This window comes from Lactobacillus kullabergensis (assembly GCF_003151025.1).
Taxonomy (GTDB): Bacteria; Bacillota; Bacilli; order Lactobacillales; family Lactobacillaceae; genus Lactobacillus; species Lactobacillus kullabergensis.
Map to the genome: position 1 here is coordinate 868,220 of NZ_CP029477.1, position 25,180 is coordinate 893,399.

Consider the following 25,180-nt stretch of genomic DNA (forward strand, 5'->3'; position numbering starts at 1 on the left):
AGGAAAGGGGTTTTGTGAAAATGTAGAAATTAAAGTAACTTGTTGTAGTATTCAACAACTAGAGCTTCGTTAATTTCTGGTTCCATTTCATCACGTTCTGGAAGACGAACAAGTGAACCTTCTACTTTGTTATCATCGAATGAAACAAAGGATGGACGGGATACAACTGCTTCCAGTGCATCCTTAACTTGTTGCAAGTTCTTTGACTTTTCCTTGAGACCAATGGTTTCACCAACCTTGACTTCGTATGAAGGAATATCAACACGCTTGCCGTTAACAGTAATGTGACCGTGGTTAACCAATTGTCTTGCTTGCTCTCTTGTAGTAGCAAAACCTAAACGGTAAACAATGCTGTCTAAACGGCATTCAAGCAAAGCCATGAAGTTAGTACCGTGTTCACCTTCACGAATCTTACCAGCACGTTTGAACAAAGTTCTAAATTGACGCTCGTTTAAACCATACATCCAACGCAACTTTTGCTTTTCGTGCAATTGCTCGCCGTATTCTGATAAACGACCACGTGAATTAGGACCGTGTTGACCAGGAGCGTAGTTACGACGGCTAAGCTCCTTACCAGTACCTGAAAGTGAAATTCCTAATCTTCTGGAACGTTTCCAACTTGGACCTGTATATCTTGACATAAAATCCTCCAATAAAATCTGATAACAGTTTTTGGAGTAAAATAATTACGTATAAGTTTAACATTCGTGCATCTTAATTTTCATTTTCGCCTATTGCAGCGTCGGTTACTCGTTCACTAAAACGTATTAAGATGTTGACGTTCTTGCCACTTATAGCTGCAAATATTTTACACGTTCTATATTATAGTTGTATTGACTTATTAAAGCAAGGAAAACATTGACTGCTTTAATATTACAGGAAGAAAAAGGAAATTTGGTTTATAAAGACATATAAAAATCAATATTTTGTTTAAAAGTAATGTAGTTTTTATCAATACTGCATATCAATTTTTATAGCATAATGAAATGTACTAGTTTAAAAAAACTCTTGCCCACAATAATGTAGAAGTTTGGTATAATTGGGTTAGTTTTGGAGGAAGAATATGTCATCGACTCAATCCATAGTTGTAATCATTGCAATTTTAATCATTATTATAATTATAGCACTTATGATCATAGTCAATCGACGCCAATTAAGGCAGATTCTTGAATTGGACGATTTGATCACTAAAATTGCCAAAATGCATTTAGAAACAGACATTATTAATCTGGATAAAATGGATTTAGCAGGTGAGAGTCTGACCACACTGACTACTTGGCGCAAAAGCTATGAGCAGGGATCAACTAAAAAAATTCCTGCTGCACAGAGCTTTCTTGAACAAGCTGCTGACCAAAACGCTCATTATCAAATATTCAAGGCTCACAAAAATATTAAACAGGCTCAGGAAATCATGGGTTCAACTTATAAAGACGCTAAAAACACAAAAGAAGTTTTTACCGAATTACTTGAATCAAACCGTGAAAACCAAAAGCAATATAATGACTTATTCAATCAATTTAAAGAATTGCGTAAGGGGGTTTTGGCAAATTCATACGAATATGGTACTGCACTTGATAAAATTGAAACTGATTTGACCAATATGGAAACTGACTTTTCAGAAGCCAAGAGTTTGACTGCTCAAGGAGACCAGGTTGAGGCAAAGCGTATTTTATCAAAGATTAAAGTAGCTTTGACAAATATCAGTTCCGTTCTTCCAGAAGTTAAAAATTCGTGTCACCAAATTGATACAGTTTTTAAAGACCAACTGGATGAGCTATCTGATAGTTATAAGAAAATGATGTCTTCAAAATACTACATTACTCAAGTTGACGTTTTAGCCGAAATTAAAAAAATTCGCGGTCAAGTGGCTGATGCAGCAAGATTACTGACAGAATTAAAAATATCTGATTTAAACACAAGTATTGCAAAAATCAAAAAGGAAATTGCTGCTTTATACGATACTTTGGCTAATGAATATAAGGCAAGACCTTTTGTAGAAGAAAATCAGGACAAAATCCAGAGACTTCTTGCTCATGAACAGGTTGAGTCCAAAAACTTGGTGGCCAAATTGCGTCACATCGATGAGAGTTACGAGCTTACGCATAATGAGCTTGCTACCAGCAGGCAACTAGAGCAGGAAGTCAATGACATGGAACGGCAATATACAGTTGACACGCAAAATGTTGCTGATGGCAAAGGAGTTTATTCACAAATCAAGTCATCGTGGTTAAACATGCTTGACCGTCTACGTGAAATTAGCAATCAGCAAAAGACAATGTCCCAAGACGTCGATGGCCTTTATGATTCGGAGAATGTCGCTAATGATTCAATCAATCGTTTTAAACAAGAAGTGTCTTTAGTTTATCGGCGGTTAGAACGTAAAAATTTGCCAGGTAACCCGGATTCTTTTGTTCAAATGTATACACTAGTTGTTAATGAAATCGGTCATGTAGCAAAAGAATTGAGTCAAGTTCGTTTAAATATGGAAAAAATTTCTCAGGAATTAATCCAAATCTCTGATGACGTTGAAAGACTAAAAAGAGAAGCTGATGACATTATTAATTCTGCGGATTTAGTCCAACTGACTTTGCAGTATTCAAACAAATATTCTGACAATGGTTCAATACAAAGTGCTCAGAAAAAGGCAATGGATCTTTATGAACAGGATTATAATTATAAGGATGCTCTTGATACCATTGCAACTGCTATTGAAAAAGTGGAACCGGGTTCATACCAGCGTTTAGAAAATTTATATTATTCGGATAAGAAAAATAATGACTAAATTTTATAAACTTTTGTCAAACAAAAATCTCAGCTTTAAAATTTGTAAAGGATTTTAAGGCTTTTTTATTGCTAATGAATAAATAATTGAAGCTTAGATTATTTTAAGTTACAATTTATAAGTTAATAGCTGACCTTGTAGTGTATTGGAGGAGAAATTCCGTGATTTACTTTGACAACAGCGCCACGACCAAAATTGATCCTGCTGTTTTAGCGACTTATGATAAAGTAGCACAAACTATTTGGGGTAATCCATCTAGTTTACATAAACTGGGAGACCGTGCTTACCAACTTTTGGAAAGCTCGCGTAAACAGATTGCTAATCTTTTGGGTACAAAGCAGGATGAAATTTTCTTTACTTCCGGTGGTACAGAATCAAACAATTGGGCTATAAAGGGCACAGCATTTCAAAAACGTCAATTTGGCAAGCATCTCATTACATCGAGTGTTGAACATGCTTCTGTCGCTAATGCTTTTAATGCGCTGGAATACATCGGTTTTCGCGTAACTCACTTGCCAGTTGATAAACAAGGGCGTGTCAATGTCAATGATTTGCGCAATGCTCTTGATTCTGACACCACATTAGTTTCAATAATGGGTGTCAATAATGAGATTGGTTCAATCCAGCCAATTGATGAGATCGGTGATTTATTGTCTAACTATCCGACTGTGAACTTTCACGTTGATAATGTTCAGGCATTGGGTAAAAATATTTGGTCACGAGTTTTTACTCCGCGTGTTGATTTCTCCAGCCTTTCCGCCCATAAATTTCACGCACCCAGAGGTACTGGTGTCCTTTATAAAAAAGAAGGCAAGATGCTGGATCCTTTGCATGATGGTGGGGGACAGGAAAAAGGTCTGAGATCTGGCACAGAAAATTTGCCAGCGATAGCAGGAATGGCTAAGGCTGTACGCTTGCTTTTAGAAAATGAGCAGGAAAAAGCTGCAAGAGAGGCTGCTATTAAGGAAAAAATAGTAAATTATTTGCAGGGCAAGCCTGGAATAACTATATTTTCCCCTGTCAATGACAATTTTGCGCCACATATTTTATGTTTTGCACTTGAAGGCATCAGGGGAGAAACTTTAGTCCATACACTTGAAGAATATGACATTTATACTTCCACTACTTCCGCATGCTCCTCGACTAAGGTTGACCAAGCCAGTACATTAGTAGCAATGCATGTTGATGATAAAATTGCCACCAGTGCAATTCGTCTCAGTTTTGATGAATCCAATACGCTTGATGAAGCGGATGAGTTTATAAGAGTTTTTGACAAAATTTACCGTCATTTTGCCCCAATTAATCATTTAGGAGAATAGATTTTTTATGAAATATACTGAAATAATGGTGCGTTACGGTGAGCTTTCAACAAAAGGAAAGAACCGGAAAGATTTTATCGGTCGCTTAGCCGGTAACGTTACTAAAGTGCTGCGTGAATTTCCACAGGTTGAAATTCACCCACGCCATGATCGGATGCATATTGTTTTAAACGATGCTCCTTTTGAAGAGGTTGACCAACGTTTAAAAAAAGTTTTTGGCATACAAACTTATTCACCAACAATTAAAGTAGAAAAAACGCTGGCGGAAATTGAAAAAACTGCACTTGTTTTAATGAAAGAAACTTTTAAAAAAGGAATGACTTTCAAGGTTAACACTAAGCGCAGTGACCATCAGTTTTTATATGATACTAATGAATTGAATAAAATGGTTGGTGACTACCTTTTTTCACACATGGATGATTTAAAGGTAGAAATGAAACATCCTGACATTGTGCTCAGAATTGAAGTGCGTAAAGATGCAGTTTACATTTCTAACCAGCTGCTTCATGGCGCTGGGGGAATGCCAGTTGGTACTGGTGGTCGAGCCATCATGATGCTATCTGGAGGCATTGATTCGCCAGTGGCTTCCTATCTTGCCCTAAAACGTGGTGTTGATATTGATATGGTGCATTTTTACAGCCCACCATATACCACCGAAAAAGCTTTGAATAAAGCTAAAGAATTAACCGGTATTTTGGCTAATTATGCTGGTAAAATCAATTTTATTGCAGTACCGTTTGCAGAAATTCAAGAAACCATTAAGGAAAAAATTCCTGAGGGCTACTTGATGACTGTGCAAAGAAGATTCATGTTACAGCTAGCTGATAAAATTAGAGCTAAAAGAAGAGGATTGGCTATTTTTAATGGTGAGTCTGTTGGGCAAGTCGCTTCACAAACTTTAGAGTCAATGGCAGCAATTAACGATGTAACCACTACACCGGTCGTCAGACCAGTTGCTACAATGGATAAAACCGAAATCATTAAATTAGCAGAAGAAATTGGAACATTTGATTTATCTATTCAGCCATTCGAAGATTGCTGCACCATTTTTGCACCTCCTCGTCCAAAAACAAAACCAAAAATTGAAAAAGCACGTGAATTTGAAAATCGCCTTGATGTAGATGGCTTAATTGAACGTGCACTGGCGGGCATACAAGTGACTTCGATTTATCCAAATGATAAGTTTTTAGCAGATAAAGCAAAAGAAGATGCTTCACTACTTTAAAAAGTATGTTATAATACGCCCAAAGCAATAATTGAGAGGTATTAACCTTATAGATAGAGAAAGGCTCGTTGATGGTGAAAAGCCGAATGAAGGTTAATTGGTAGCTCGATTGGACTGGTTGGCTGAACTGAAAGTAAGCTAATCCGGCAAATGTGCCGTTATCATTTTTAAGAGAAGCAGAATTTATTCTGCTTAACCTTAGGTGGTACCGCGGTTAATTATATCGTCCTAGACATTTTGTCTAGGACTTTTTTATTGGGAGGAGAATTATGACAGATTTAGCACCAAAATACGATCCGAAAGAAGTCGAACAAGGCAGATACCAAAAGTGGCTTGATCAAGACTTGTTCAAGCCATCCGGGGATAAAAAAGCACACCCATATTCTATTGTTATTCCGCCACCAAATGTTACTGGCAAACTTCACTTAGGACATGCCTGGGATACTGCAATTCAAGATACATTAATTCGACTCAAAAGGATGCAGGGTTATGATACTTTGTATCTTCCAGGGATGGATCATGCCGGAATTGCAACTCAAGCTAAAGTTGAAGCCAAATTACGCAAACAAGGCAAAGACCGACATGAAATGGGTCGTGAAGCTTTTGTTAAGCAAGTTTGGGACTGGAAAGATGAATACGCTGCTATTATCAAGAGTCAGTGGGCAAAATTAGGCCTGTCTCTCGACTATTCCAGAGAGAGATTCACTTTGGATAAAGGCTTATCCAAGGCAGTTCGTCGCGTTTTTGTGCAACTGTATAATGAGGGTCTAATTTACCGTGGTGAATATATTATTAATTGGGATCCGGAGCTGCAAACAGCTTTAAGTGACATTGAAGTTATTCACCAAGACGATAAAGGTGCTTTTTACCATATTAAATATCCGTTTGCTGATGGTTCCGGTTTTGTTGAGATTGCTACTACTCGTCCTGAGACAATGTTCGGTGATACTGCCGTTGCTGTGGCACCTGGAGATGAACGCTACAAGGATATAGTGGGCAAGGAACTGATTTTGCCAATAGTAGGACGTCATATTCCAATTATTGAGGATCAACACGTTGATCCAGAATTTGGTACTGGTTTGGTAAAAATTACTCCAGCTCATGATCCTAACGACTTCTTAGTGGGCAATCGTCATAACTTAAAACGGATTAATGTAATGAATGACGACGGTACTATGAACGAAAATGCCGGTAAGTATGAAGGTATGGACCGTTTTGAATGCCGTGAAGCATTGGTTAAAGATTTAAAGGAGCAAGGCTACTTAATTAAAGTTAAGCCAATTGTACACTCAGTTGGACACTCAGAACGTTCTGGAGTTCAAGTTGAACCACGTCTGTCAACTCAATGGTTTGTTAAGATGAAACCTCTGGCAGATAAAGTTTTAGAAAATCAAAAAACTGCGGGCAAAGTCAATTTTGTACCAAAGAGGTTTGAACAAACTTTAAATCATTGGATGGAAGATGTTCATGACTGGGTAATTTCACGTCAATTATGGTGGGGACACAGGATTCCAGCTTGGTATAACAAAAAGACTGGTGAAATGTATGTTGGCGAAGAAGCACCAAAAGACATTGAAAACTGGAAACAGGACCCAGATGTTCTAGACACCTGGTTTTCAAGCGCTTTATGGCCATTTTCAACATTAGGCTGGCCTGATGAAGATTCTGCTGATTTCAAGCGCTATTTCCCAACCAATGCTTTAGTTACCGGTTATGATATTATCTTTTTCTGGGTTTCACGGATGATTTTCCAGAGTCTGCATTTTACCCACAAGAGACCATTTAATGATGTTGTTCTTCACGGCTTGATTCGTGATGAACAAGGTCGCAAGATGAGTAAATCTCTGGGTAACGGTGTTGATCCAATGGACGTTATTGATCAATATGGTGCAGATGCTTTACGCTGGTTCTTGCTCAATGGTACAGCTCCTGGACAGGATACACGTTATAATCCTAAGCAATTGGCATCTGCATGGAACTTCATTAATAAGATTTGGAATGCTGCCAGATTTGTGATTATGAATTTACCAGAAGATGCAAAAGCAGCTCATATGCCTGATACCAGCAAGTTTGATCTGTCAGACAGCTGGATTTTTGACCGCTTAAATCACACTGTAAGTGAAGTAATTCGTTTATTTGATGATTATCAATTTGGTGAAGCTGGGCGCGAACTTTATAACTTTATCTGGAATGATTTCTGCGACTGGTATATCGAAATGGCCAAAGTTGCTCTTAATGGTTCAGATGAAGAACTGAAGACTAGAAAACAAGAGAATTTAATTTGGATTCTTGATCAAATTTTACGTTTGCTTCATCCAATTATGCCATTTGTGACTGAAAAGCTGTGGCTATCAATGCCTCATGAAGGCAAATCAATCATGGTTGCGAAGTACCCTACACCTCATGATGAATTTGTTAATGATCAAGCAAGGCGCGATATGGCTTTCTTGATCGAAATTATTAAAGCTGTACGTAATATTCGAATGGAAGTTAATGCACCACTTTCTTCACCGATTGATATTATGATTCAATTAGAAGACAGCAATAATGAACGGATTTTGACTGAAAACGAAGATTACGTCAAGAATTTCTTGCACCCGAAGAACCTGACTATTGCTGCCAATATAACTGCTCCAAAATTAGCTAAAACTGCTGTGATTGCAGGAGCTCAAATTTTTGTTCCACTAGCCGATTTAGTTAATATTGATGACGAAATCAAGCGCATGACAAAAGAGGAGAAAGATCTCCAAGCTGAAGTTGAACGCTCAACCAAAAAACTGAATAATCAAGGCTTTGTAGCTCACGCACCAGAAGCAGTAATTAATAAGGAAAAAGCTAAAAAAGCTGATTACGAAAATCAACTTCAAAGCGTTCAGGAAAGAATTCAAGAATTAAAGAAGAGTGAATAATGTGACTTTTACTAAAGCTCAAGATGTGATTAATTATTTATATTCACTTCCTAAATTACATGAAAAAGCAGATTTATCTTACATAAAAAAAGTGCTGACTTTTTTGGATAATCCGCAAGATAAAGTTAAAACAGTTCACGTCACGGGCACTAATGGTAAAGGGTCTACTTCCTACTATTTGAGCAGCTTGCTGCAAAAGGCCGGTCAGAAGACTGGCCTTTTTGTTTCGCCATATGTGTTCGAATTTAACGAACGTATTCAATTAAATGGGCAAAATATTAGTGACGCAGATTTAGTAAAGACAGCTAATGCCGTAGAATCAGCTTTGACAAAAATTCGTAAAACAAACAACAATTTTTCTTTAGTAACTTTTGAGTATGAAGTGGTAATGGCCTTTTTCTATTTTGCAAGAAAAAAATGTGATTATGCTGTCATAGAAGTCGGTATAGGCGGTGAACATGACAAGACAAACGTGATTACACCTGAAGTCAGCATAATTACCACGATTGGTTTAGATCATGAACAAATTATAGGACCCACACTTCAGGATATTGCGCGTGAAAAAAGTGGAATAATTAAAAGGAATCGTCCTGTAGTTTTGGGTAATATTTCTAAAGAGGTGTTGCCCATAATTCAGCAAAAAGCACAAAAAGAACATGCGACAATAAAACTATTAGGAAAAGATTTTAAAATTTCCTTGCAAGAAAATTTAACTTATCAAGATCAAAATAAGAAAATTTCCTTTTTACCCAGACCTTTAGTAGAAGGTTATGATGTAGGTATCGCTATTTCTGCTGTTAGCCTTTTGGGAGTGAAACTTTCTGCAGCTGAAATTAAAGAGGCAATAAATCAAACCAAAATTCCTGGTCGTTATCAAATAGTGCAAAATAACCCATTAGTTATTCTTGATGGCGCACATAATATTCAAGCCATGCAAAACCTGCTTAATTTTGCTCATTTTGAACAGAAGAAAAAACAGGGCAAAGTTAAAGTTTTGATTATGATGATGAAAGATAAGGATATTGAGCAAGTATTTAAATTGTTTAAACCAGAAGATGAAGTATACATTACAACAATTGATTATCCTCGTGCAGCCAAGAAAAAAGATTTCCCGACTTGGATTCAAGAAAAATACCAATACCAAGCTGACTGGGAAACATCTTTTAGGAGTTTAAAGCAGAAGAGTCAAACAAATGATATACTGCTAGTGACGGGATCGTTTTATTTAGTCGGAAATATTTTACAAATGGAGACAAAAAATGCAGGTTCAAGGTCTTGATGATGAAATTAAGGGAATATTATTCGATATGGACGGATTGCTGGTCAATTCTGAAAATTTGTATTGGGAAGCTAACATACAGGCTGCTAAAGAAGCAAATCTAGGTACCCCAGACGATATCTATCTTAAATTAGTTGGCTCAACAACCACTGATATGGACGATTTTTATCGTAAATACTTTAAAAATAAGAAGCAGCGGGACCAATTTATTAAGCGTACGGATGAGTTGGTGTGGCAGTGGACCGAGGAAGGTAAACTAAAATTACGCCCTGGAGTCCAAGAAGCTCTTGATCTTTTTCAAAAAGCTGGTTTACCTATGGCAGTGGTTACCAGTAACACCGAAGATGTGGTAGAGCATAATTTGTGGGCAACAGGTAGCCGCAATTATTTTCAGTTTCATTTAAATTATGATGATGTTAGAAAAAATAATGTTCAGCCAAAGCCTGCTCCGGATATTTATCTTTTGGCTGCTCAAAAATTACATGTTCCTCAAAATAAAATTCTAGCCTTTGAAGATTCTTCTCCCGGATTGCTTGCGGCCGTTAATGCAGGTTTAAAGTGCGTAATGGTGCCTGATTTAATTCCGGCAAGTAAAAACGACTATCAAAATGCTGCATTTGTCTGTAAAGATTTTTATGAATTTCTGAAAAAGGTTTGTTAATTTTCAACGTATTTAATAGTGAAAGGAATGGTTTTATGGAATTGATAAAATCTAATCACTATTTATTGAAAACTGACTGGGAAATGTTAAACAGCCTTTTTGCTGAGTTGAAAGAACGTGGAATAGAGAAGTTCGATGAACTTTTTATAAAACTGACAGAGCTAAAAATCATGAATTTCGATGATTTGCTCAAATATATTTCTGGCAGTCAATGCGATAAAAATTTAGCTGTTCTTTGTGAGGGACTGCTTGAAAGACTGAGGTCGGCGGTTCCAGATCGTGAACTTATTATGACATCCAGTGATGAAGTAGGTACCTATTTATTGGATAAGTTGGCTGGTCGTAAACAAGAAGAGCTTTGGGCAGTTTATATTGATAACAGTAATCATATTGTTGCTGAAAAAAGATTATTTCAAGGAACTTTAGATAAGTCAATTGCTCACCCACGGGAAATTTTCCGTTGGGCAGTAATTTATGCCTGTGCCGGCTTTTTTGTGGTTCATAATCATCCAAGTGGCAATTTAATTCCATCAAAAAGCGATATAGAGCTAACAAAAATGCTTTTTGCAGCTTCTGAATTATTTCATATTGACTTTCTTGATCATTTTATTGTGGGGAAGGGACAATATGTGAGTTTGCGTGAACGGCAATTATTTTAAATTCATCTTAAAGTTACATTTCATTTTCTTTTTTAAGTTGCACTTTATGCTATAATTATTCAAGATTTAGAGACTGCAATAATTAAGGAGAGATTTACGTGTTTGGATTAGGAGCAAAAAATATTGGCATCGATTTAGGGACGGCCAATACTCTTGTTTATATGGAAGGCAAAGGAATTGTTTTAAGGGAGCCTTCTGTTGTGGCTAAAAATACCCATACTGGAAAAGTAATTGCGGTAGGGTCAGAAGCAAGAGAAATGATCGGAAGGACACCGGAAAGCATAGTGGCTATCAGGCCAATGAAAGATGGTGTAATTGCTGATTATGATACAACTGCCTCTATGCTTAAGTATTTTATAGAAAAGACTGTAGGCAACTCCAAACCTTCAGCTATGATTTGTGTACCTTCGGGAGTAACTGAAGTTGAAAAACGGGCAGTTATTGATGCCGCTCGTGTAGCTGGTGCGCGTGAAGCCTTTGTAATAGAAGAACCGTTTGCAGCCGCCATTGGAGCTGGATTGCCAGTAATGGATCCTACTGGTTCAATGGTCGTGGATATTGGTGGTGGGACTACTGATGTAGCAACGATTTCTCTTGGTGGAATTGTTTCATCTACATCAATTCGTCAAGCTGGTGATAAGTTTAATACTGCAATTGTAAATTATGTACATTCAAATTTTAATCTTTTGATCGGTGAAAGAACCGCTGAAGACATAAAAATCCAAATTGGCTCCGCTTCAGTTGAAAAGGCAGAAGGAATTGAATCTGTCAATATTCGTGGACGTGATTTAGTTACCGGATTGCCAAAATCAGTTGATGTTAAAGCAGTTGATGTTTCAAAAGCAATTCAAGATGTTGTTCAAGATATTATTGTTGCTATTAAAGAAACTCTAGAACAAACCTCTCCTGAAATTGCAGCGGATGTAATTGATCATGGTATTGTGCTAACTGGTGGCGGTGCTTTACTTAAGAATTTGCCAGATGTTATTTCAGAAGCTACTAAAGTTCCAGTATTTATAGCACAAGACCCATTAGATTGTGTTGCAGTTGGTACAGGTGAGTCTCTGAAAAATATTGAAGTAATGCGTAGAAGTCGCAGATAATACAAAAAGTCGGCTATTATTGCCGATTTTTCTTTAGGGACTGTTTCCAAATGAAGAAATTTTTACAGAATAAAAAACTGTTGTCAGCATGTCTTGCAGTTATTGTAGTATTTATAGTTTTAGGTGGTAGTGTTAGCTTGCGTAATAAGCGCAACACTCCATTAATTATTCAAAGCTTTGGTAATGATATAGTCGCTGTAGGGTCAAGGATTATTGATTTTCCTCTTAGTTTTGTGTCTGGCAGTTTAAATAATGTGCATGATTTGCTGAATACTCAAGATGAAAATAACTATCTTAAGAGCCAAATAACCGATTTGGAACAAACAAAGGCTCGTAACTCAAGTCTTGAAGCTGAAAATAAACAACTTAAGTCCGCTTTAAAGTTAAAAGAAACTTTAACTGACTATAATATGGTTCAAGCCTCGGTAATTTCGCGTTCACCAGACAGCTGGACAGACCTTTTGGTTATTAACAAGGGAACTACTTCTGGCTTACGTAAAAACATGGCCGTGATGTCGGGCGGTGGAGTTATTGGTCGTATAATAGAGGTAAATGCTGCTTCTGCCAAGGTGGAATTAATTACCACTAGTGACAAGTCGGCAAACCGTTTTGCAGTTCAAGCTCAAGCCACAAATGGAAAAAAGGTTCATGGCATAATTACAGTGATAGGTAACAAAACTTTAGCCTTTACTCAAGCAATGGATAGTAAAAAACTTAAGCGTGGTACGAAAATTTACACTAGTGGAATGGGTGGTAATTCTCCTAAAGGATTATTAGTAGGAACTATTTCTGCTACAACACATGACTCATTTGGCTTATCTGATTTAATCAAAATAAATCCAGCTGGCGAATTAAACGATCCTTCAGTTGTCACTGTTATCAAAAGGAAAGTGAACGACTAATGAAGACACTGCGAAAATTTACTCTTGTCTTAGCATTATATGTTGCTTTAGCTATTAGTGGCAGCTTGTCCTTTTACCTGCATCAGTTTTTCTCATTTGGCAAAGCTTCTAACTTATTAGTACCTGTTAGTATGATGCTAATCGCGCTATTTGATGACACTAATAATAAAGAAATTTGGTTGGCTTTAGGTGCAGGTATAGTCAGTGACATTTATTTTTTTGGCATTATAGGTATTTACGCAATTATCTTGCCAATAGTTTCATGGCTATTGCAAAAATCTGCACGATTTTTGCCTGAGGTATTTTGGGCCAGAGTTCTGGCAGTTTTAATTGCTTCTGTTCTAACTCAAGGCTTCACGTGGCTGATTTTGAATATGACAGGTTTGTCAAGTATTGGTATTTCTAAGCTGGTGCAAAGTATTTTGCCAACTCTGTGCTGGGTATTTATATTTATTTGTGCCACCTATAAATTATGGTGGAATCTGTCTCTTAACTATCCTTTTATGGTTAATTTGGAAAATTACCGGCAATAAAAAACGTGAGATACAAGTCTCACGTTTTTTATTCGAAAAAGCCAAAGCTTGATAATGCACCGACAGCCTGCATTACAACTGCCGCTAGAGTAATTAATGCCATTAGCCAAGCCATAGCAATTGTTAATTTTTGAAATTTAGATCTCTTTTTCTTATGTCTTCGCGTCATTGATTGACCTCCTACTTGAACAATATTTTATGCTACTTAATAGTTTTTTTCAATCGCGGAGTAAGATAAAATAGATGTTAAATGATAGAGGATGTAGCCAATGTTTTTAATTATATTGATACCAGTTATAGGTCTTGCTTTAGCTTATATTGTCAATAAAATGTTTCCTAAAGCTCAATTTAGGGGATATGATTTATTGCCTTTCTTTTTTATATATGCATGTCACTTAATTACCATGTACCAAAAAAGACCTGAGTTTTTGCCTTATGGTTTCTTCGTTTTTTTCTTCTTAGTTATAGTTATAGCAATATCTGATGCTGTTAAAAATAAAAATCTCTCTTTAAGTCAAACTCTGCGTAAAATCTGGGATTACTTAACTGTAAATACTATTTTTTGGTATCTGGGTCTATTATTTTTGATGATATAGTCAAACTTTTTAATAAAAAAATTTTAAAAAAACTAGTCGCAAACCTGAATTGGTTTGCGATTTTTTCTTTTTGTGTCATTAAAAAATAAATATTTAACTTTTTTGACTAAAAAGTGGTAGGAAGTGGTGAATTGTGGTAAATTATTTAGTGGAAGGGGGCTAAGCCATGTTCATGGGTGAATATCATCACAATCTTGACAGCAAAGGGCGTTTAATTATACCTGCCCGTTTGCGTAGCCAAATAGGTGACAAAATGATATTTACTCGCGGAATGGAAGGCTGCATTTTTGGCTATACTACTGAGGCGTGGCAAAAAATTGAAGCTAAATTAGCGCAACTTCCATTGACTAAGAGAAATGCGCGTAGCTTTACGCGTTTGTTCTACTCTGGTGCGATGGAATGCGAATTTGACAAACAAGGTCGTGTGAATCTGACCACAACGCTGAAGAAACATGCTTCCCTTGTCAAAGAATGTGTCATTGTAGGAGTTTCTGATCGAATTGAAATTTGGTCTAAGGAACGTTGGGAAAGCTTTAGTGATGAAGCCAATGAAAACTATGATGATATCGCAGAAAATTTGGATGAAATTGAACTATAATTATGGAATTCAAACACACCAGTGTACTCTTACACCAAACAATAGATAATTTAAAACTAAAAAATGGTGGTCTTTATGTAGACGCAACTTTTGGCGGTGGCGGTCATGCAAAATATTTATTGAGCAAACTTGCTAGTGGTACCTTAATTGGTTTTGATCAAGACGAATATGCAATAAATTCGGCTAAGTTAAACTTTGCTGATTTACTTGTTCAAAATGCCGATCCTAAATTACAATTGGTACATGATAATTTTAGCCATTTAAAAGAGAATCTGGTTGAGCTGGGTTATCAAAATGGTATAGATGGGATTTACTATGATTTGGGAGTTTCCTCGCCACAATTTGATCAGGCACAAAGGGGTTTTTCTTATCGCTTCGATGCTAGATTGGATATGAGAATGGATCAAGAGCAAAGTCTTGATGCTTATCAATTGGTTAATAACTCAAGCCAAAAAGAATTGGCGAATATTTTGTATAAATTTGGTGGAGAAAAATATTCTCGCCAGATCGCCCATAAAATTGTCCTTAAGAGACAAAAAAAGCCAATTGAGACAACATTTGAACTGGTTGATATAATTAAGGAAGCAATTCCTGCGTTTGCAAGAAGGACTGGTGGGCACCCAGCAAAAAAGACCTTTCAGGCTTTGCGTGTTGCTGTGAATCACGAGCTTGATGTTTTAACTGAATCACTTGAAGAGGCGGTTCACTTGTTAAAACCAGGTGGCCGAATTAGTGTGATTACCTTTCAGTCTGATGAAGACAAAATTGTAAAAAATATTTTTAAAAAATACTCTGAAGTTGATGTACCTAGGGGAATGCCAGTTATTCCTGACAACTTGAAGCCAATGCTTCGTTTAGTTAACCGCAAACCCATTGTTGCCTCACCCGAAGAGCTAAAGAATAATAATCGCTCACACAGTGCAAAGTTGCGAGTCGCAGAAAAATTGTAAAGAGGAAAAAACAATGGCTGATAATTTAGCAAGAAAAGTAGAGTTTAATCCTAATGAGCAAAGAGATCTAAAGAAGAGACAACGTCAAGTTCTCAATCATCACAACGTTGCTTGGACCGGCTTTGAAAAGTCCTTGCTCGTATTGGGAACGATGATAACCATTGGCTTAATGACAATGCTAGTTTCTTCCAGTATTTCTGCTACTTCAGCTCAACATGAACTTACCAATGTGCAACGGTCTGTTGCAAAAGGGCAAAGTCAGGTTGGAGATTTGCATCAAGAATTAGGTGAGTTAACCTCAAGCTCTCGTATGAGTAAAATTGCACGTAGCAAGGGGTTAGCTTTGAATGAGAAAAATATTAGGACTATACGCTGATGAAAAAGCATAATAGTAAGATAAGTAACTCTAATTCCAAAGCTCACGGATACCGTTTTACAGTCGGGAGATTTCTCGAGGTAGCTGTTGCTTTGGTTTTTCTCGTATTTATAGGAAGATTTTTATATATTGGCATTTCAAAGACTGTTAATGGACAAAATTTACCTGCTAAAACTGAGCAATTATATATGCGTAATCAGGTATTAAAGGCTAATCGCGGTACGATATATGACCGTAATGGCTTGGCAGTTGCTCAAGATTCTCATTTATATACTATTTATGCTATTTTAGATAAATCTTCTATCAATTATAAAAATAAGCCTGAATATGTTGTTGATAAAAATAAGACTGCTAACAAATTAGCCCAAGTCTTACCTCTTAAAACTGACGAAATTTTAAAATATCTTAATCCTGCACGCCCTGTTTTTCAGGTACAATTTGGTACTGCAGGTTCCAATTTATCAAAACAGCAAAAAGATAAAATTGAAAAGATGAATTTGCCTGGTATTAAATTCTTTGAAACCCAGTCTCGGCTTTATCCTAATGGTAATTTTGCTTCACATGTAATAGGAATGGCTACCCCGGTATATGATAAAAAAACCAAGCAGCAGAATCTTGAAGGTACCATGGGACTTGAAGCATGGTATGATGACGTGCTTACTGGAAAAAACGGTTATCAGGTTTCCGCAGTAGATGCTTCTAATTTTCAGACGCCAAATAGCGCGCATAACTATAAGGCACCAGTCGACGGTAATAATATTTATCTAACCATTGATTCACAATTGCAGGAATACCTTGAAAGTAGGCTCTCCTATGTTCAAAATACGTTTAATCCGGTTTCCATGACAGCTGTCGTTGAAGATATTAAAACGGGTAAAGTTTTAGCTGCTTCTCAAAGACCAACTTTTAATCCGCAAACGAAAAAGGGTCTGAAAAACTCATATCGCAACATTTTAGTACAAGATACTTATGAACCGGGCTCTGTTTTTAAAGTTCTAACGCTGTCATCATCTGTAAATAGTGGAAATTACCATCCTAATCAATATTATAATTCAGGATCTGTTTCTGTTAATGGATCTGTAATTCACGATTGGCAGCCTCACGGCTGGGGAAGTATACCATTTTCACAAGCTTTTCCTCGCTCGAGCAATACTGGCTTTGTTCATATTGAGCAGCAAATGGGTGCCAAGACTTGGAAAAAATATTTGAAAAAATTTCATATTGGCGAAAAAACTGGAGTAACCTTGCCCGGTGAACAACCGGGAACCATAGCATTCAATTCTCCGATTGATCAAGCTGTAACCAGTTTTGGTCAAGGCGTTGATGTCAATGTTATGCAAATGATGCAGGCATTTAGCAGTCTGGCAAATGATGGGCAAATGGTAAAACCGCAATTCGTTGAAAAAATTACGGATGCTGATAATCATACTATCACCGGTTATCAAATTAAAAATGTAGGTCAACCAGTTTACACTAAAGAAACTGCATCTACCGTACTTGAAAATATGCGTCGAGTTTTAAATAAACGCATTGGAACAGGTTCCGCATACCAAATGAAAGGTCAGAGTATTGCCGTTAAAACGGGTACTGCTCAGATTGCTAACCTTAAAGGCGGAGGTTATCTCAAAGGTAACAATAATTACATCTTTTCCGTGGTTGGAGTCACGCCTGCTAAACATCCACGATACTGCATTTATATTACTGTCAAGCAGCCACGTAAAATGAGTAAACCAGCTGAAGTAATACTTTCATCAATTTTTAAACCAATGATGAATAGAGTAATTCTCATGTCTAAAAATGGTCTAAGCAGTTCGATGGCTGTTAAAACACCTAACCTAAAAGGTTTAAACTACAAAAAGGCCGAAAAGGTAGCACAGCGTGTCGGTTTAAGACTTGCTAAGATTGGTACGGGTGATAAAATAACTGAACAATCCTACTCGGCAGGTCAAAAACAACAGTCAGGAAAATTAATGCTTGTTCGTACTGCTGGAAGTATAGAATGTCCAGACATGAAGGGCTGGTCTATTGATGAGTTACACCAATTTGCAGCTTTAACAGGAGTTAAATTACGGATCAAAGGCACAGGAATAGTTTTTAAGCAAGGTCTGGCTACAGGTGAGCCTGTTAAACCGGGTACAAAAATAAAAATACAATTAAAGGAGTAGCATTTTTATGCTGATTATTAGCATTATTGCATTAGTAAGTTCACTAGCGTTGACTGGGATCATTCTGCCTTGGATGATTATTTTCATGAGGACACATCACGAAGGACAAGAAATTCGTGATGAAGGTCCTAAATGGCATGAAAAGAAATCAGGAACACCCACAATGGGTGGGGTAGTCTTTGTTTTGGCAGCTACAGTATCTACCATTTGGGTTAGTATTTGGCAACAGGAAACGTCTAAACTAATTTGGATTTTACTAATCAGTTTGCTTGGCTACGGAATAATCGGCTTTTTAGATGATGGTATTAAACTGTTTTACAAGCGCAATTTAGGTTTGCACGCCTGGCAAAAATTTTCCTTACAAATATTGGTTGCTATTGTGATTGTCTTTATTGCAGCTACAGATAATTTTCAATTTAAACTTTTTATACCATTTTTTGGTATTGTGAACAGTGCGATTTTATTTACCATTTTTGTAATTTTTTGGCTGGTTGGCTTTTCCAATGCTGTTAATCTCTCAGATGGATTAGATGGTCTGGCAACGGGACTTTCAATTATTGCTTATGCTACTTATTCTTATATTGCACTTAAACAAAAGAACTTTGCTATTTTAATTTTTTGTATGAGTGTTATAGGTGGTTTGATTTCATTTTTTATTTTTAATCATAAACCTGCTAAAATTTTTATGGGTGATGCCGGATCCTTGGCATTAGGAGGTGGATTGGCTGCTGTCAGCATCTTTTTAAACAGGCCATGGTCTCTTTTATTAATTGGAATCGTGTTTGTTTGTGAAACTGCAAGTGTAATTCTACAAGTAATCTCTTTTCAAACTACGGGTAAAAGGATTTTTAAAATGACACCAATTCACCATCATTTCGAAATGCTGGGGTATTCTGAATGGAAAGTAGATATTATTTTCTGGATAGTTGGATTGATTGGTAGTTTTTTGTATTTAATAATATGGGGATAAAATTAGGCAAATGAAGCAGATTAAGACTTATCAGAACAAAAACATTTTGGTTTTAGGTCTGGGCAAAAGCGGTTTTGCAGTTAGTAAATTGCTGCTTAAACTTGGTGCAAAGCTGACTTTAAATGATCAGGCTGATTTGAGTAAAAATAAAAATGCACAGGAATTGAAAAAACAGGGTGTCCGCGTGATTGACGGCAGGCATCCAATTGAATTATTAAGTCAAGAAAGTTTTGATTATTTAGTAAAGAATCCTGGCATCCCTTATGAAAATCCAATGGTACAAGAGGCTCAAAAACTAAACTTGCCTATTATAACCGAGCCAGAAATTGCATTGAGTGTTAGTGATGCCCCTTATATTTGCGTTACAGGTTCGAATGGGAAAACCACCACAGTAATGCTGACCCAGAAAATTCTTGATCATCATTTGTCTAAAAATGGACATCATGCATACGCAGTAGGGAACATTGGCGTACCTATATCTGAAGTGGTTGAAAAAGCGTCCAAGGATGATATTCTAGTCTGCGAAACTTCCAGTTTTCAGTTACTTGGTGTTACAGATATTGATCCTAATGTGGCAGCGATCATTGACATATACCATAATGTTCACTTGGATTATCATAAAACTTTTGAAAATTATGTTAATGCCAAACTGAATGTTACTCGTACGCAGAGTTCAGATCATTATTTTTTGGCCAATTTCGATCAAAAAGATATTTTGAAACAAGAAAGGAAAGTTACAAGAGCAAAATTCGTAACTTTTTCTGAAAATAGTCAAGATGCCGATTATTTTATTGCCGATGGGTATTTACAAAATCAGCACGAGAAAATAATGAAGACATCTGACATGAAATTACCTGGAATTCATAACCAGCAGAACGCCTTAGTTGCTAGTGCAATTGCACAAATAATGGGTGCAGATACCAATGATATTAAAGCCGTTTTAACAACTTTTGCTGGTGCAAAGCACCGCTTGCAATACGTGATGACATTAGAAGGTCGCAAAATATACAACGATTCTAAATCTACAAATATTGAAGCAGCTTCTGTTGCAATTCCTTCTTTTGAAGATCCAGAAGTCTGGATCGCTGGCGGCTTAGATCGAGGATTTACTTTTGATTCTTTAGTACCTTTTTTAAAAAAACACGTTAAAGCGGCCGTTTTATATGGTGAAAGTCGTTATTTATTAGCGGATGCTGCTAGAAAAGCGGGTATTAAACAAATTGTAATTAAAAACACTTTACAGGAAGCAGTTCCTAGCGCATATGAATTAACAAAACCTGGTGACGTATTGTTGTTTTCACCGGCTTGTGCGTCATGGGATCAATTTAGAACATTTGAAGAACGTGGGGACTATTTTGTTAATTTTGTAAAGGAATTGAAGACGAAATAAAATGAGAATAATATTTACTGGTGGAGGAACCGGTGGTCATATTTACCCTATTATGGCTATCATTGAACGGTTAAAAGAGCGCAATTTAGCTACAACTGATGAAATTCTGTTTGTCGGCACTAAAAATGGCCTTGAAGCAAAAATTGTTCCAGGGGCTGGAGTGAATTTCAAGACAATCGAAATGCGTGGGTTTTCTCGTAAACATATAATGAGTAATTTTGCTACAATTAAATTGTTTCTTAAAGCTACTAAAAAGGCACAAAAAATTATTAATGAGTTTAAGCCTGATATTGTAATGGGAACTGGTGGCTATGTGAGTGGTGCTGTAGTTTATGAAGCAGCTAAAATGAAAATACCAACCTTGATTCATGAATCGAATTCGGTTGTTGGAGTTGCTAATAAGTTTTTAGGTCACTATGTAAATAAGATTTGTTATACGTTTGATGACGCAGCTAAACAGTTTTCTGAGAAGAAAAAATTGGTAAAAACTGGGAATCCTCGTTCTCAGCAAGTACTGAACTTATCATCGACAAAAGTTGATATGCAAAGTAAATGGAATCTGAATCCAATAATACCTACAGTATTAGTTTTTGGAGGATCTCGTGGAGCTTTAGCCATCAACAGAATTATGCTTAAGTCACTAACTCGTTTGCAAAAAAAGCCATATCAGATAATTTGGGTAACCGGAACATATTATTTTAAAGAAATCCAAGAAAAACTGGCTAATATAGACTATGGTAAAAGTATTAAAATTTTACCATATGTTAAAGATATGCCTGCACTTTTGCCTAAAATGATTTGTGTAGTTTCACGATCCGGAGCAACCAGCATTGCGGAATTTACAGCTTTAGGTGTTCCCGCCATATTAATTCCCAGCCCGAACGTTACTCATAACCATCAAATGAAAAACGCACTTGATCTGGAAAAAGCAGGCGCTGCGACAGTAATTGCTGAAAGCGACCTTAATATCAATAATTTTATTTCCTCAATTGATCATATCGTTTTAGATCGTAAATATTATACAGAAATGAGTAAAGCTTCAAAGAAATTGGGCGTTCCAGATGCTTCTGACGAAGTAATTAAAGTAATGCAAGATATATCTAAGTAAGAAGAAGGTGAGGCAGTTGACTAAGAAGCGAGTAACAAAAATTGATCCCAAAGAAAAATTATCACCTTATTTAGATCACGAATCTAATCAGAAGAAAAAGTTTAAAGCTAAAACAAAAGTCTCTGCCTCTTTGTCAAAGTTACATAATGAACGTAAAACTGCATTATTTAAACGTTTGGGACTTGTTGTGGGAATCTCAGTAGTGTCCATTTTGGGACTAGGTTATTATATTTCCCCTTTAGCAAATGTGAAAAGCATTCAAATAAAAGGTGAAAATGATTTACCAATAAAAGAAGTTGTAAAAACTACTGATATTAAAGCCAGTGATAAAATAATTGACCATCTGTTTAATAAGGACAGTATAGACCATAAACTGTCATCAAGATACTCTGAAATAAAAACCATAAATGTTCATGTTAAAAATTTTAACCATTTGATTCTTAATATTGACGAATACCATACGATTGGTTACATTAAAAATGCCAAAGGATACCGGAAAATACTTACACAAGGCAAATTGGGTTCCCAGATAATTCCGTGGTCAAAGGTGAGTCCGGATAAGCCAGTTTTTGTGGGATATAACCATGAAATATCATTGAAAGAAACTCTTCACTTGTTTAATAGTCTGCCTTCAGATTTTCAAAATCAGATAAAATTGTTAAGCGGCAACACTAGGAGAAAATCACAGGTAATTTTTCTAATGAAAAATGGAAATGTAGTAATTGGTAACGTTTCTACCCTCAAAAGTAAATTAAAGTACTATAATAAAATAAAAACTAAAGTGGGAAAAAATACTTTAATTGATTTGGAAGTAGGTGCGTTTAGCAGGCCGCTTACACCAAGTGAAAAGAAAGCTTATGGTTTAACTTAGGCTGAATTTGAGCTACTTTTATGGTAAAATTTTTGTAAAGAGCACTGACAGGGGGTAAATTTTGGACAATACAAATTTATTAGTGGGCTTAGATATTGGTACCACAAGTGTGAAAGCGGTTGTAGCAGATACAGGTAAAGTTATCGGAGCTGTAGCTGTTCCCAATAGGGGAATGCGCCACGGCAATATAGTTGATATTGATGAGACAGCTGCTGCTATTAGTAGAGCGTTAAAAGAAATAGCTAAAAAGACAAACGCAAAGATTTATCGAGTTGTAACAGGCATACCGGTTGGTATGCTTCAACTTGAAACTGCAAGCGATTTGGTTAATGTAAGCGATAATGGTCAGGAAGTTGGCAACCATGATGTCAGACGTGTAGTACGTGCTGCTATCAGGTCTGCAGTAAAAAACGAACGTGAACCTATTGCTTTTTTGCCAAGCCGCTTTTTAATTGATGGTAAAACGGAAGTCGATGATCCCCGAAAAATGATTGCTCATTCTCTGTCAGTGCAGGGCATCATGCTTACGGCTCTGGCAAGTCCTTTGCATAATATTAAAAAGGCTATAGAGCGAGCAGGTTATTCTAATAACTTTTTTGTTCCAACCCCGCTTGCTATTGCCAGTGTTGCTTTAAATGAAAGTGAGCGACAGTTTGGCTCAATAATCCTTGATTTAGGTGGTGGCGTGACTACTGCCACGGTCATTCACAATAATCAGATTAAATATGCTAATATTGACTTTGAAGGAGGAAGCGATATTAGCAATGACATCTCTGTTGTTCTTAGTACATCAAAAAGGGATGCAGAACAAATAAAACTTGATTATGGCTATGCCGATCCAAATCTAGCTTCTGAAAAAAATAAATTTGCTGTTAATAGCGTAGGTTCAAATGGTCAACAGATGGTTGACGAGAGCTACTTAAGTGAAATTATTAATGCTAGAGTTATGCAGACCATTGACAGAATTGAAAAAGGTTTGGTTAAACATGATGCTTTAAGTTTGCCTGGTGGTGTCATTATCACTGGTGGAAGCAGTCTGTTACAAGGTTTTGATGGCATAATAGCCAATACTTTAAATGTCAAAGCCAGAATCTATCAACCTGACCAAATTGGAATGCGCAATCCAATTTATTCAGCTGCATATGGAGTCGTTAACTATGCATATAAAATGTCTGATATTGACTTTTTAGTAATTAACGCAATATACGGCAAGGATGCACTTGGTCAAGAAGAAGTGACTGTTCAAGAAAAAACAAAAACTTCGAAAAGAACAGCTACTGTTAATGAAAGTAAAAGAAAAGAAGAATATAATAGACGTGAGTTACTGAAACGAGAAAAATCTTCGCAAAGTAAAACGAAAAATAATACGCAAAATAAAGATAAAGGCTTTAAGAACTTCTTCAAAAAGTTCTTTGATTAAAGGTGGTTAATTAGATGGATTTTACGTTCGATTCTGACGACAATAAAAATGCTGTCATCAAAGTTATTGGTGTCGGCGGTGCTGGTGGTAATGCTGTTAATCGAATGATCGATGATGGCGTACAAGGAGTATCTTTTGTAGCTGCTAACACAGATGTACAAGCATTAAATAGTAATAAAGCTGAAAATAAAATTCAGCTGGGGCCAAAGTTGACAAGAGGACTTGGAGCTGGCTCTCATCCCGAGGTAGGTCAAAAAGCTGCTGAAGAAAGTGAGCAGACAATTGAAGATGCGCTAAAGGGTGCAGATATGATTTTCATTACCGCTGGCATGGGTGGCGGTACGGGAACTGGTGCTGCGCCAATTGTAGCCAAAATTGCACGAGAAACTGGTGCATTAACAGTTGGCGTTGTTACTCGTCCTTTTACATTTGAAGGACCCAAAAGGTCTAAAAATGCAGCTGAAGGCATTTCTCAGTTAAAACAGTATGTTGATACGCTTGTTATCATTGCTAATAACCGGTTGCTGGAAATGGTCGATAAAAAGACTCCTATGATGGATGCCTTTAAAGAAGCAGATAATGTTTTAAAACAGGGTGTTCAAGGTATTTCTGATTTAATCACTTCAACCGACTATGTTAACTTGGATTTTGCTGATGTTAAAACTGTTATGGCAAACCAAGGTGCTGCTTTAATGGGAATTGGTCGTGCAAGTGGGGAGAACCGGACTGTTGAAGCAACTAAACTGGCAATTTCTTCACCGTTGCTTGAGGTTTCAATTGATGGCGCTAAACAGGTTCTCCTGAATATCACCGGTGGACCTGATTTGACTTTATTTGAAGCACAAGATGCTTCTGAAATTGTTTCAAAGGCTGCAGGCGATGATGTTAATATCATTTTTGGTACGTCCATTAATCCTAATTTAGGAGATGAGGTTGTTGTCACTGTTATAGCTACAGGAATAAATTCACAAGCAGAAGAGGAAGCATCTAAACAGCTTCCTGGTCACAGTCACCAGATAAAGTCACAACCTAGTCAAACCAATTCCTCTGGGCAAAATACAAATTCGGTTGAGAGACCTGTTGAGCCCAGACCTTCAACTGATGATGGCTCGCAAACTGTTCAGACTGCTCCAAAACATAAACCTATGGTCGATCCAACAAGTGTATGGGGTTTGGATAACGATGATGAAGGAAATCGTCGCTCAACACCATCTGCCACAAATCAGGAGGAAAGATCGAGCTCGTTTGATGACGACGATCAAAGCAGTATTTCACAAATCGAAACCAACGCTTTTGATGACGATGATACTGATGATATTCCATTTTTCAGGCATCGTGGTGAAAACTAATAGGAGGCAAGAAAA

Annotated in this window: 23 protein-coding genes; 21 read left to right on the forward strand and 2 right to left on the reverse strand. The window is 36.8% G+C overall.

All coding sequences use genetic code 11. From position 1 onward, the window contains the following. Window positions 1-29: 29 nt before the first annotated feature. The gene (rpsD, locus tag DKL58_RS04100; protein ID WP_109586202.1) at window positions 30-641 is read right to left on the reverse strand and encodes a 30S ribosomal protein S4; all 612 of its coding nucleotides are present in this window, start codon (window positions 639-641) and stop codon (window positions 30-32) included. Window positions 642-1,063: 422 nt separating this feature from the next. Here rpsD and ezrA point away from each other — a divergent pair, with 422 nt between their 5' ends. The 10 genes from ezrA (at window position 1,064) to mreD (ending at window position 13,372) form a co-directional block, all read left to right on the forward strand. Next, window positions 1,064-2,782 carry a septation ring formation regulator EzrA gene (gene ezrA / locus DKL58_RS04105; protein ID WP_109586203.1) on the forward strand — a complete coding sequence of 573 codons (1,719 nt, stop codon included), beginning with the start codon at window positions 1,064-1,066 and terminating at the stop codon, window positions 2,780-2,782. Window positions 2,783-2,943: 161 nt separating this feature from the next. After that, entirely contained in the window at window positions 2,944-4,101 is a 1,158-nt protein-coding gene (locus DKL58_RS04110) for a cysteine desulfurase family protein (RefSeq protein ID WP_109586204.1), read from the forward strand. Window positions 4,102-4,108: 7 nt separating this feature from the next. Then, the gene (gene thiI / locus DKL58_RS04115; protein ID WP_109586205.1) at window positions 4,109-5,326 is read left to right on the forward strand and encodes a tRNA uracil 4-sulfurtransferase ThiI; all 1,218 of its coding nucleotides are present in this window, start codon (window positions 4,109-4,111) and stop codon (window positions 5,324-5,326) included. A gap of 269 nt (window positions 5,327-5,595) precedes the next feature. Beyond that, window positions 5,596-8,235: a valine--tRNA ligase gene (locus DKL58_RS04120; protein ID WP_109586206.1), complete on the forward strand. Its 2,640-nt coding sequence runs from the start codon at window positions 5,596-5,598 to the stop codon at window positions 8,233-8,235. Window position 8,236: 1 nt separating this feature from the next. Continuing rightward, a complete protein-coding gene (locus DKL58_RS04125) occupies window positions 8,237-9,514 on the forward strand; it encodes a bifunctional folylpolyglutamate synthase/dihydrofolate synthase (protein WP_109586207.1) in 1,278 nt (425 codons plus the stop codon). Then, entirely contained in the window at window positions 9,495-10,175 is a 681-nt protein-coding gene (locus DKL58_RS04130) for an HAD family hydrolase (RefSeq protein ID WP_109586208.1), read from the forward strand. The genes DKL58_RS04125 and DKL58_RS04130 overlap by 20 nt, the downstream gene beginning before the upstream one ends. 35 nt (window positions 10,176-10,210) lie before the next feature. Continuing rightward, window positions 10,211-10,834 carry a JAB domain-containing protein gene (locus DKL58_RS04135; RefSeq protein ID WP_045927985.1) on the forward strand — a complete coding sequence of 208 codons (624 nt, stop codon included), beginning with the start codon at window positions 10,211-10,213 and terminating at the stop codon, window positions 10,832-10,834. Window positions 10,835-10,932: 98 nt separating this feature from the next. Further along, on the forward strand, window positions 10,933-11,937 hold the full coding sequence (locus DKL58_RS04140; protein ID WP_034979431.1) for a rod shape-determining protein: 1,005 nt from the start codon (window positions 10,933-10,935) through the stop codon (window positions 11,935-11,937). Between the two features lie 50 nt (window positions 11,938-11,987). Further along, a complete protein-coding gene (gene mreC, locus DKL58_RS04145; RefSeq protein WP_045927986.1) occupies window positions 11,988-12,839 on the forward strand; it encodes a rod shape-determining protein MreC in 852 nt (283 codons plus the stop codon). Continuing rightward, the gene (mreD, locus tag DKL58_RS04150; RefSeq protein WP_109586209.1) at window positions 12,839-13,372 is read left to right on the forward strand and encodes a rod shape-determining protein MreD; all 534 of its coding nucleotides are present in this window, start codon (window positions 12,839-12,841) and stop codon (window positions 13,370-13,372) included. The genes mreC and mreD overlap by 1 nt, the downstream gene beginning before the upstream one ends. Before the next feature lie 28 nt (window positions 13,373-13,400). Here mreD and DKL58_RS04155 read toward each other — a convergent pair whose 3' ends face one another. Next, the gene (locus tag DKL58_RS04155; protein WP_109586210.1) at window positions 13,401-13,541 is read right to left on the reverse strand and encodes a DUF4044 domain-containing protein; all 141 of its coding nucleotides are present in this window, start codon (window positions 13,539-13,541) and stop codon (window positions 13,401-13,403) included. Window positions 13,542-13,641: 100 nt separating this feature from the next. Between DKL58_RS04155 and DKL58_RS04160 the strand changes: the two genes are divergently transcribed. The 11 genes from DKL58_RS04160 to ftsZ all read left to right on the forward strand — a co-directional run bounded on the left by DKL58_RS04160 (window position 13,642) and on the right by ftsZ (window position 25,165). Continuing rightward, a complete protein-coding gene (locus tag DKL58_RS04160) occupies window positions 13,642-13,968 on the forward strand; it encodes a DUF3397 domain-containing protein (protein WP_109586211.1) in 327 nt (108 codons plus the stop codon). 166 nt (window positions 13,969-14,134) lie between these two features. Then, window positions 14,135-14,566 carry a division/cell wall cluster transcriptional repressor MraZ gene (gene mraZ, locus DKL58_RS04165; protein ID WP_045927989.1) on the forward strand — a complete coding sequence of 144 codons (432 nt, stop codon included), beginning with the start codon at window positions 14,135-14,137 and terminating at the stop codon, window positions 14,564-14,566. 2 nt (window positions 14,567-14,568) lie between these two features. Then, the gene (gene rsmH / locus DKL58_RS04170) at window positions 14,569-15,516 is read left to right on the forward strand and encodes a 16S rRNA (cytosine(1402)-N(4))-methyltransferase RsmH (RefSeq protein WP_045927990.1); all 948 of its coding nucleotides are present in this window, start codon (window positions 14,569-14,571) and stop codon (window positions 15,514-15,516) included. 13 nt (window positions 15,517-15,529) lie between these two features. Continuing rightward, complete coding sequence (gene ftsL, locus DKL58_RS04175) at window positions 15,530-15,892, forward strand: cell division protein FtsL (protein ID WP_109586212.1); 363 nt, start codon at window positions 15,530-15,532, stop codon at window positions 15,890-15,892. Beyond that, on the forward strand, window positions 15,892-18,057 hold the full coding sequence (locus tag DKL58_RS04180) for a penicillin-binding protein (protein WP_109586213.1): 2,166 nt from the start codon (window positions 15,892-15,894) through the stop codon (window positions 18,055-18,057). The genes ftsL and DKL58_RS04180 overlap by 1 nt, the downstream gene beginning before the upstream one ends. 7 nt (window positions 18,058-18,064) lie before the next feature. Then, window positions 18,065-19,027, forward strand: coding sequence for a phospho-N-acetylmuramoyl-pentapeptide-transferase (gene mraY, locus DKL58_RS04185; RefSeq protein ID WP_370448893.1), 963 nt, complete (start codon window positions 18,065-18,067; stop codon window positions 19,025-19,027). 10 nt (window positions 19,028-19,037) lie between these two features. Beyond that, window positions 19,038-20,417, forward strand: a complete 1,380-nt coding sequence (murD, locus tag DKL58_RS04190) for a UDP-N-acetylmuramoyl-L-alanine--D-glutamate ligase (RefSeq protein WP_109586214.1) — start codon at window positions 19,038-19,040, stop codon at window positions 20,415-20,417. A gap of 1 nt (window position 20,418) precedes the next feature. Then, complete coding sequence (gene murG, locus DKL58_RS04195) at window positions 20,419-21,525, forward strand: undecaprenyldiphospho-muramoylpentapeptide beta-N-acetylglucosaminyltransferase (protein ID WP_109586215.1); 1,107 nt, start codon at window positions 20,419-20,421, stop codon at window positions 21,523-21,525. Window positions 21,526-21,541: 16 nt separating this feature from the next. After that, window positions 21,542-22,396, forward strand: a complete 855-nt coding sequence (locus tag DKL58_RS04200; protein WP_109586216.1) for a cell division protein FtsQ/DivIB — start codon at window positions 21,542-21,544, stop codon at window positions 22,394-22,396. A gap of 61 nt (window positions 22,397-22,457) precedes the next feature. Next, entirely contained in the window at window positions 22,458-23,816 is a 1,359-nt protein-coding gene (gene ftsA / locus DKL58_RS04205; protein ID WP_109586217.1) for a cell division protein FtsA, read from the forward strand. 14 nt (window positions 23,817-23,830) lie between these two features. After that, window positions 23,831-25,165: a cell division protein FtsZ gene (ftsZ, locus tag DKL58_RS04210; RefSeq protein WP_109586218.1), complete on the forward strand. Its 1,335-nt coding sequence runs from the start codon at window positions 23,831-23,833 to the stop codon at window positions 25,163-25,165. The last annotated feature ends 15 nt before the right edge of the window (window positions 25,166-25,180 follow it).